This is a genomic window from Nostoc sp., assembly GCF_036919575.1.
GTDB lineage: Bacteria > Cyanobacteriota > Cyanobacteriia > Cyanobacteriales > Nostocaceae > Nostoc.
Window position 1 is genome coordinate 22,643 of sequence record NZ_JBALBY010000073.1, and the last position, 9,369, is coordinate 32,011.

The following is a 9,369-nucleotide window of genomic DNA, read 5'->3' on the forward strand; positions in this document are numbered from 1 at the left end:
TTTTACCTCGTTCTAAAGCTCTTGATGCTGGTGGCGGAGGTTGGGGAGGCTTTTGAAGGATTTCAATTCTGAAAAAATCTCGGTAGTCTTGTAGTGGACTGTCTACGCTAAAATGTTGCAAAAAAATTGTAGGTTGGGTGGAGGCTTTGCGTAACCCAACATCCTGATAATATATGTTGGGTTGCGCTCCGCTCCACCCAACCTACGTCTACTATAGATGTTTCCAAGCTTCATCTTCCTCTGGATTAAGCCAAATTTTGTTCAGCGATGACTCACTTAATTCCTGAAAATCTTTCACTAGTATTGGAGAATCATCTGCATTGCTAGCTAGCAAATTCTTAACTATTTCAAGTGGCAATCCGGTTAATTTTGCTACTAAAGTTAAATCAATACCTTCGTGCAGCATATTGAGTGCAACTTGGGTTAATCCCTGCTGTAAACCTTCCTCCCATGCTTCGCGTAAAGTTTTAGATTGACTGGCAGAGTCATGCATGATTGTCAGTTTGTAGTCCTCTGCTTTAATAATACCTCGAATATTGTGCTGCTCGTTGTGTAAGTTCTTCCTGTATGAATCTTAAATTGTCCACTGCCATTTATGCTGTTGTGTATTCCATTTTGTCGAAACAGAATTCAGAAGTCAGGAGTCAGAATTCAGAATCAATGCTGTTTCCAGAACGTGATAATTTACGTAGTTTGCTGGTTTAGAGGAATTATAATTACAAATTCTGTACCTTGTCCAGGAGCCGAAATACATTGTAATTTTCCCTGATGTTTTTGAGTGATAATCTGATAACTAATAGATAAACCTAACCCCGTACCTTTCCCAACTGGTTTAGTAGTAAAGAATGGTTCAAACAACTGTTGTTGTACATTTTCTGGAATGCCTAAACCATTATCAGCAATGCAAATAACTACCTGCTTTTCGCTGGTGAGTTTAGTATGAATCCGAATTTTTCCTCTGTCATTAGTCATTTGTTCCCGTCCCTTGTGCATCTCCCTGATGAGAAGTTCTGATGGTAGTAAGCCTTCGCTCAGACCTCTATCTTTGTCTTGTACAAATGACGGATGACTAATGACTAATGACTCTTCAATTGCATCGATCGCATTTGCTAGAAGATTCATAAATACCTGATTCAGTTGTCCGGCATAACATTCTACTAATGGTAGGTCGCCGTACTCTTTGATAACCTCAATTGCTAGATAGTCAGATTTAGAGTTGAGGCGATGTTGCAGAATCATCAACGTACTATCGATACCCTCATGGATATTCACAGCTTTCATCTCTGCTTCATCTAAGCGAGAAAAGTTTCGTAGAGATAAGACAATTTCCATGATTCTTTCAGCACCAACTGTCATAGAACTTAGCAATTTTGACAAGTCTGCTATCAGGAAATTTAAATCGAGCGCTTCTATTTCTTCTTGAATTTCGGTTACTGGATTAGGATAGTTTTGCTGATATAATTGCAACAAATTAAGTAAATCTTCGATATATTGATTGGCAAAAGTGATATTACCATAGATAAAGTTAACTGGGTTGTTGATTTCGTGCGCTACACCTGCTACCAACTGCCCTAAGCTGGACATTTTTTCACTCTGCACTAGTTGAGATGCTAGCTGCTTTGCTTGTTGGCGCAATTCTGCTTCTGAGTGTCGCAATATCTCTTCTGCTTGTTTGCGCTGGGTAATGTCGTGGAGAATGACGACATATTCCTGAAAATCCTGATGGGGTCGGTCTGAGATGGAAACTTCCAGGGTTCTGTTTTTCCCGTTGCGGAGTAGGGCTTGTTCGCTGCGCTTTGTCCACTGGTCTGGATAGTAGACTAATGCCGGTAGCCATTTGTTGAGGTGATTTCCCAGCAACTCAGATGGGTTGACACCAAAAAAAGATTCTGTGGCTGGATTAGCTTGCTGGATAATACCTCGATCATCCACGACTAAAATACCATCCTGAGCGACAGTAAACAGGTGTTCGGCGGCTTCTCGTGCTTCTGCGATCGCCACCACTTGCGGTAAACTTGTCCAACAAGCGATCGCTACTCCCACAAATGCCACACTCATCAGCAGCACCACAAATAGATTTTCGCCCGCCGCAGTTCCAACTTTATCAAGTTTGACACCAAATAACCAGCCAACTCCCACTGCGCTGCACAGTAAAAAAATCAGGATGATCACCTGGAGAATTACTGAGTCCTTGATAATTACCACAGGACGCGTGCGATATCGCCGCATCCACCAACTGCGATGGAATGGAGGGAAGTCCACGCGGCGAATTACTGCATCTATTCCCATCACACCAATGGGAAATAATAGCCCAATTAGCAAGTTGAGCCAACCCCAAGCAAGTCCGCCCACCACCAGCACCACAACTTCTAACAGCAGAATGCCTAGAGATATGCGAGGGAACAAAACTTCCGGGCGATCGCGCCGGAGCCAAAGCCCCAAATGGAATAACATAAAGGAGACAAACCAACCAATGTTACCAACAGCCACGATTCGCGCTACATCTCCCCAAATTAGATAGACCAAGCACAACATCAGTGTCAATGTCAATGCTGGAACAAACACACCCCGGCGTGATACAACGGAAAATACTGGTGAAATGTGCTTATCTAAGGCCAGCTGATACAAAATTCGCGGGCAATTAGAAACGACCGTTGCCGAACCTAAAAGACTTGCAGCTACTAGCAAAAAGGAAACACTTACAGCAGCTGATTTTCCCCAAAATGGCTGGGAAGCCGCCACAAGATTCATAAAAGCATTGTCTTGGAGGTTTGGATCTGTTGCTAACCGCATCACTACCCAAGACCCCCCCAAAAAGATGGGTGGCATCATCCAAGCCGCAACGTCTAGAAAACGCAGCGTCTGGGTAGGGTTGCGGCTATCGGCGACAAAGGAAGAAGCCGTTTCACAGCTGTAAGTTGCATAGGTGACGAAAAAGAACCACTTTGCCCAATCTACGAAGCCCAAAGATGACCAATTGCTAGGAAAAAACCCCGGACTAACCGGAGAAAACGCTAACCAGCCCAGACCCTCTAGACAAAAGGTGATTAGCAGTCCAAAGGCTGGAATTATAAAAAACAAATGTAAAATACTCAGGGCGCGAGTCCCACTAAACGCCACGATAAAGGGCAACAATGTAAAGCTAATATCCAGAAATATGTCTGGACAGGTAATACCCAACGCCTCCAAATTTACCTTAATTAAATCTCTGAGTACGATTGTATTCACTGCTAAGTAGGAAACCCAGTTGAGGAGGTATCCAATTGCTGCATAGCGAGCTAGTCCGGGGTAGTTTTGCAGCAGCTTGGTAGCATAGTTAGGTGTTCCTCCAGCCACGTTCATAAAATGCATACCCAAGCGTTTTACTTGATAGTTAAGCAGCATTCCGAAAATTACCGCAGGTATCCAGACAAAAATAGCTTGGGAACCAAGAGCAGCATGAATTGCTGGAACCAATGCTGTCCAGGAAATATGAGCTGTCAAACCAAAGCCCCAACTTTCAACAGCACTCAGGCTTCTAGTCAAGCGAGGGTAAGCAGATTTGCCCAAAGTGGCATCAGCAGAATGGGACATGATTGGCAATGCTGAGTGGGATACTGTAATTAAGCTTATAGAAACACTCGGTAAGCGTAAAACTCAGTCCCCTTAGGGCTGAGATATAAGCGACTCGTGCGACAATAGGTCGCTTACGTTTTTGCTACAATGGTTTTAACAGGAAGGGTAATTAACCTGTCTAAAAACCCAATTGCTGCCTAAAACGCAGACTCTGTACCTTGACAACTGAATCTATGCGGTTCTACTGCATTGTTCTAGTTTCCTCCTAGCAGTAGGTAAAAGATTCATAGGAGCTAGACGACTCAGAATTTTGAAACGATTTGTTTCAAATAAAACAGGACTTGCACGGCAGTTGCAACAAGAGTGGCATAGCCGCCCAACGCACTGCTGGACTCAATGCAACTACCGAGGGGCACTCGGAAAGTTAACGGTTGGGAGCCAGTGCGTTGGGCGGCTGCGCCGACTTGAAGCACCTGGCGTGGAGAGTCCCACCTCTGGGCTAGATAACGCAAGGCATCTAGTTTAAGTGGTCTCGTTGAACCAAGAATCTCAGTCACTTTAGTGCTGAGAGTGTCAATAGCTATAGTTCCCATCTCCTTAACCATCTGAACAAAGACTTTATTGCATTAAAGATTAGTAGAGATTGCCTGTACGGGACAGCTAGGGATACACTGTTCGCAGACGATACAGCGCGATCGCGTGAATGTCAACTTGTATGTCTCTGGGTGAAGGGTAAGAGCTTCGGTAGGACAAACGCCAGTACATAAGCCACAGTGGACACACACATCTGGATCGATCGCAATTTCGCCCAATGTATGAGAAACGTTAACATGGCGCGATCGCATCCACTCAATTGCTGCATCTAATTGATCGATATCTCCCGATAGTTCTACTACCAGTTTGCCAATTTGATTTGGGGCAACTTGGGCGCGGATAATATTAGCGGCGACGTTGAACTCTTTGGCCAGTACGTAAGTTACTGGCATTTGCACGGCGCGTTTCGGGAAGGTAAGTGTTACTCGTTTTTTCATAGGTTTAGTAGAGAGTTTTTTCTGTTGTAAGGTGATCTAAATCAGAATTCAGAAGTCAGAAGTCAGAAGTCAGAATTCAGAATACCTACTCATAATGAGATACAGTTTTAGTCAGGAAAAATATTTAACTAGTTTCGCCCCTCATGGGCGAAAGCGCCTAGCGGGACGAAGTACGGTTTTAACCAATTCATACTGAATTCTGACTCCTGAGTTCTGAATTCTTCTTATAAATCTTAGATTAACGCAAACCTAAAATTTCGGAAATCGCCGTTACAATATCCAGATAGAAGTTGCCTTTCACCGCCCGAAATAATTCAAATTTAGAGTCAGGGGCACCAAAAAACGGTCTGAGAAACCATCCTAACTGCATACCAACAAAGGCATAAAGCAATAACCACGATCTTAAAATAGTGGTGCGGGTTTTTTTGCCCACTTCATCTTGTTGAGAAAGTAATTGCATTCCTTCATACAGGAATTTAACGCCAAAGATGCCTGTAATGCCAAAAATTAACACATTCAACAGTTTAAAAAATTGATAAGAATCGGGTGTAGTGATCAGAAAAAATAACGTAACTGGCGCCAAGCTAAATAAAAGTACACTAATCACTGATACAGATGTGAGCAACACAACGAAATGCTGTTGAATACTGCTCCGAGAACCAAACAAAACATTAAAAAAGAACAAGGTTGGGAAACAGATAATCAGTGTTAATAAATAAAATGCCGGAAGTTTAATAGCACCGGATAATGCTTGCGCCCAACTGTGAGATGCACCGATAATTGCGCCATAGATGGCAAAGAAAATGGAACTAGTTACGAATAGAGAACTGATTTTATTTTGTAATCTGACTCCGTGACGAATTTCTTCTAAGAATGCCTGGCGATCGCGCAATAAATTAACTAAAACACCAAGTTGTTGAATTCCGTGATTTTGTTTTTTTAGCATAATTTTATATTTTGTATATTTTCTTGAATTACTAATGACTAATTAACGGATTCCCAAAAGGTAGCTAATAGCTTGAATCACACTCAGATAAAAATTCCCTTCTCTTTCGCGGAACAGTTGAAAGACAGAATCAGGTGTGCCAAAAAACGGTCTGAGAGTCCATCCTAACTGACTGCCTACGAAAGCGTAAAGGAATAGCCAAAATTGTAAAATCTTCTGGCGTGTCTTACTACCTTCATTATCTTGTTCTAAAACTAAACTCGTGGCGTGATATAAAGACGAGACACCAATAAATCCAGTCAATGCAAAGATCAAGACATTTAACAGAATTAAAAATTGGTAATTATTGGTGGTAATTAAGAAAAACAGTGTGATTGGTGCAAAGCTGAATAAAAGTACGCTCGTAACTGAAACCGCAGTTAATACTAAGGCTAAATGCTGTGCAAAAGTTCGCTTTGAACCAAAAATAATGTTAGCAAAGAACAACGTCGGGATACAAATCAGGAGTGTGATTAAATAAAGGGCTGGGAGTTTAATGGCGGAAGATATAGCTTGCATCCAACTATGGTATGCACCAATAATTCCGCCATAAGCCGCGAGAAATAAAGAACTACAAACCAGCAAAGAAATGATTTTAGTTGGTAATCTTGTACCTTGGCGAACTTCCTCTAGAAAACTTGGGCGATCGCGCAGGAATCCAATCAGCACTGCAAAGTATTTTATCCCTAAAGATTTCCGCTCAATCATGTTATCCTCATCCAGATATTATTCAAGTTTCATCTGAGTAATCACCACCAGAACCATACTTCCAGGCATCAATCAAACGATGCCAATAATATTGTTGTTCATTTGGTTGATTCTTAATCCATATTTCTAACATTGGACTCAACGAAAACAAGGCAGTATATACACCTAAATTTCCGTAATGCACCATCCAATTTAACAAACTTCCTAAACCGACTTGCGGAATTATCTTGGCAACTAATCCCGGATGAAATAAACCAGTTTTTAACAGTGTTTGCGTTAGTGCCGAAAACTGCACTATATCCTGTAAAAATGGTTTTAGCACTGGTGTACCCAACTGTTCCATTTCCTGAAATACCGCCGAGAGTAGTTGATTAATTTGATCGGGTGCAATTTTCTGATTTACACCAACACTCATCGCCCTTTGAAATAACCAGGTGACAGTTAAACTTGGCTGATAGGGTTGCAGCAGTACTAAGGCTTTTGTAGATAATTGTTCTGTTTCCAGCGCTTCGTAAATGCCATAAGTTAAACGCTTCAGGTGACGCACCATTGCCCCAAAACCACCAAAACTCAAGGGAGATTGACTACCACTGCTATCTCCCACTGTTAGAATGCGATTCCAAGGAGTTTTTAGGGGACTTTGGCGATAGGTGGGAAAGAAACCAAATAGCGATCGCTGAAATTTCAGCTTGCTCAATTCCACTCCCTGATATTCTGGTAATAGACGCAGATATTCCTCAAACAGAGCTTCTAAACTCAAACGTTGGGGATGTGCATCCATGTAGGTAAACAAGTAAGTTGTTCTACCATCCCTAGCTGGAAACGCTTCCCAGAAATACTGACATTGATTTTGCAAAGGTGTGAATGATAATATTAAATCGCCTGAGTTATTTTCGGGAAAACCTTGGGCGCAACTTCCGACAACTAAGCACAAAGCGTCTGGTTTTTTACCTTGGCGTGCTTGTTGCGTGATGGGTGAAAAATGTCCCATCGCGTCGATTAATAACCGAGTTTTGAATTGGTTATTTACCATCACTCCATCTGGATGAACCACCGCTTCAGTAAAGGGTGTGTTTTCTAATAACTTTCCACCAGTGGCGAGAAATCGGGTTTTTAAAGTAGCCAGTAGATAAACTGGATCTACGCCGATATTCAAGACATCCTCTACCCAAACTTCTGTGCCGCCATTAAAACTAACTCGCGCTGGGTTATATTGAGTGGCGATCGCACTTGCTAATTCCTCCTCTGTTAGCAAATTAAATTCCACAAATACATCTAATTCTTTGCGAGAAATATTCCACTCTTGTTCCCTCCCCCGCAAAATTCCCCTTTCCAGCAACGCCACCCGCAGCCCCTTCACCGCCAAAGCGCAACCAATTAAAATGCCCAAGGTGCCACCGCAGATAATTACATCGAAGTCTGCGACACCTAAAGACTGTTGACTTTCTTTAACTAACGTTGGGATAGGTGCGGTGTTTTCGCGCAGAGATGTTAAGATGCGATCGCTTTGCCGTAATCCTGCTAATACATCGCCGGGTAATTGGGAAAGAATTTCTTCAGTTAAAGACATTTGGGAAAAACTCAACTCTACATTCCCAAACTACCTGAGAATGAAGAAAGTAGATACGATATTATTTATGGAGAGCTACGAGCGTGGTCAACAATAATAATCAAATACTACCATTACCCCCAGAGGATGACAGAGAAGAGTTAGAAGGCGTTGTGCAGGTGTTAGCAAACGTAACTAAGCTCCCTGCTGAAGTGGTTAAGCCACATTTAGACGCATTGCTTGAGCAGTTGATGAAATCAAAACAGGAGCAACCATTTTACAAAACTGCAACGGCTCTTGAGTGGATAACAGCTTTTCGGGAATGGGCAGAGAGCCATAGGCGAGATACACCCTTACTATCAGAGTATGCTTTAAGTCGGGCAGGAATATACGATGATGAGGAGTCCGAAGATAGTTATGATTCCCACGGTCATTGCACCCCACCCTAACCCTCCCCTTTACAAGGGGAGGGAACTGGATTTCTAGTTTCCCCCCAATACATCGGGGGGATTAAGGGGGGTAATTCGACACCGTAGTTACCGAGGGGAGGAGTTATACCATTTCACAGAAACCCTGATACATATAGATTCTCGTAGGGGCACAGCATTGCTGTGCCCCTACCAACGTATTTGTATCATTATTAAAGTGAAAGGGTATTAGCGGGGTCGTTCGGATAAGATCCCCCCGCCTGTGGCGACCCCCTTAAAAAGGGGGTAATTAGAAAAAAAGCCCCCCTTTTTAAGGGGGGTTGGGGGGATCTCCGAGGAATAAACACGTTAACCGAACTGTATTGGGTCGGGTTCTTGGAGTTTAATAAGTAATTAAGCGGACATGATATCAAGGCAATGGAATTCGCAGCGACACAAACGAACTCCGCCTTCGCCCATTAATTTTCAAGCGTTGGGACAGATGGAGTAAAAAGGAATTTAGATCCATAGCTACCTTTTATGGTTGCATTATTACAAGAAGGCGTAGCTTGGGCGTTTACCTTTTGAAAGATAGCATCTGAAATCGTCAACGCTGACACACTACCAATTATTAACGTCGTAAAAAAGCCTTGGATTTTAAAGTTCATCATATTCATGAAATCAAGACCCTCTTACGTAAATATTTACAACTAGAAGATTACTGTTGAATGACTTAACTTCTAAATCCCACTAGAAAGTAAAATTTTTTACACAAAATTTATTTGCACCCAGAAGTTCTTTTTTACCCTTGAAGTTGCGTCCTCGGAGATTTTGACCGGAGAAATCTTCAGCCATGTTCTATTTTACGGAAGTGAGCAAATTTTATTACACGATCGCTCCTGGAAATTCAGGAATAGTTAGATATATTTGTTAGTTGAGCCTCAGAAGGTCAACTTTGAGCCTCAGAAGGTCAACGTCGAGCCTCAGAAGGTCAACTTTGAGCCTCAGAAGGTCAACTTTGAGCCTCAGAAGGTCAACTTTGAGCCTCAGAAGGTCAACTTTGAGCCTCAGAAGGTCAACGTCGAGCCTCAGAAGGTCAACTTTGAGCCTCAGAAGGTCAACTTTGAGCCTCAG

General features: G+C 42.5%; 9 protein-coding genes. 1 reads left to right on the forward strand and 8 read right to left on the reverse strand.

The genetic code is table 11. The annotated features are described in order from the left end of the window. Positions 1–211 precede the first annotated feature (211 nt). The 7 genes from V7K27_RS19225 to V7K27_RS19255 form a co-directional block, all read right to left on the reverse strand. Positions 212–493, reverse strand: a complete 282-nt coding sequence (locus V7K27_RS19225; RefSeq protein ID WP_334949686.1) for a hypothetical protein — start codon at positions 491–493, stop codon at positions 212–214. 191 nt (positions 494–684) lie between these two features. After that, positions 685–3,573, reverse strand: coding sequence for an ATP-binding protein (locus V7K27_RS19230; RefSeq protein ID WP_334949687.1), 2,889 nt, complete (start codon positions 3,571–3,573; stop codon positions 685–687). Positions 3,574–3,857: 284 nt separating this feature from the next. Beyond that, positions 3,858–4,160, reverse strand: a complete 303-nt coding sequence (locus V7K27_RS19235; protein WP_334949688.1) for a hypothetical protein — start codon at positions 4,158–4,160, stop codon at positions 3,858–3,860. A 21-nt stretch (positions 4,161–4,181) separates the two neighbouring features. Then, positions 4,182–4,586 (reverse strand): NIL domain-containing protein, encoded by a 405-nt coding sequence (locus V7K27_RS19240; protein ID WP_334949689.1) that lies wholly within the window; start codon positions 4,584–4,586, stop codon positions 4,182–4,184. Between the two features lie 238 nt (positions 4,587–4,824). Beyond that, positions 4,825–5,532, reverse strand: coding sequence for an actin-binding WH2 domain-containing protein (locus V7K27_RS19245; RefSeq protein WP_334949690.1), 708 nt, complete (start codon positions 5,530–5,532; stop codon positions 4,825–4,827). A gap of 42 nt (positions 5,533–5,574) precedes the next feature. Further along, positions 5,575–6,279, reverse strand: a complete 705-nt coding sequence (locus V7K27_RS19250) for an actin-binding WH2 domain-containing protein (protein WP_334949691.1) — start codon at positions 6,277–6,279, stop codon at positions 5,575–5,577. Between the two features lie 22 nt (positions 6,280–6,301). Beyond that, complete coding sequence (locus V7K27_RS19255; RefSeq protein ID WP_334949692.1) at positions 6,302–7,849, reverse strand: FAD-dependent oxidoreductase; 1,548 nt, start codon at positions 7,847–7,849, stop codon at positions 6,302–6,304. A gap of 83 nt (positions 7,850–7,932) precedes the next feature. Between V7K27_RS19255 and V7K27_RS19260 the strand changes: the two genes are divergently transcribed. Then, a complete protein-coding gene (locus tag V7K27_RS19260) occupies positions 7,933–8,277 on the forward strand; it encodes a hypothetical protein (RefSeq protein WP_334949693.1) in 345 nt (114 codons plus the stop codon). An 888-nt stretch (positions 8,278–9,165) separates the two neighbouring features. Here V7K27_RS19260 and V7K27_RS19265 read toward each other — a convergent pair. Next, positions 9,166–9,369, reverse strand: a 204-nt coding sequence (locus V7K27_RS19265) for a hypothetical protein (protein WP_334949694.1), incomplete at its 5' end; no start/stop codon positions are given.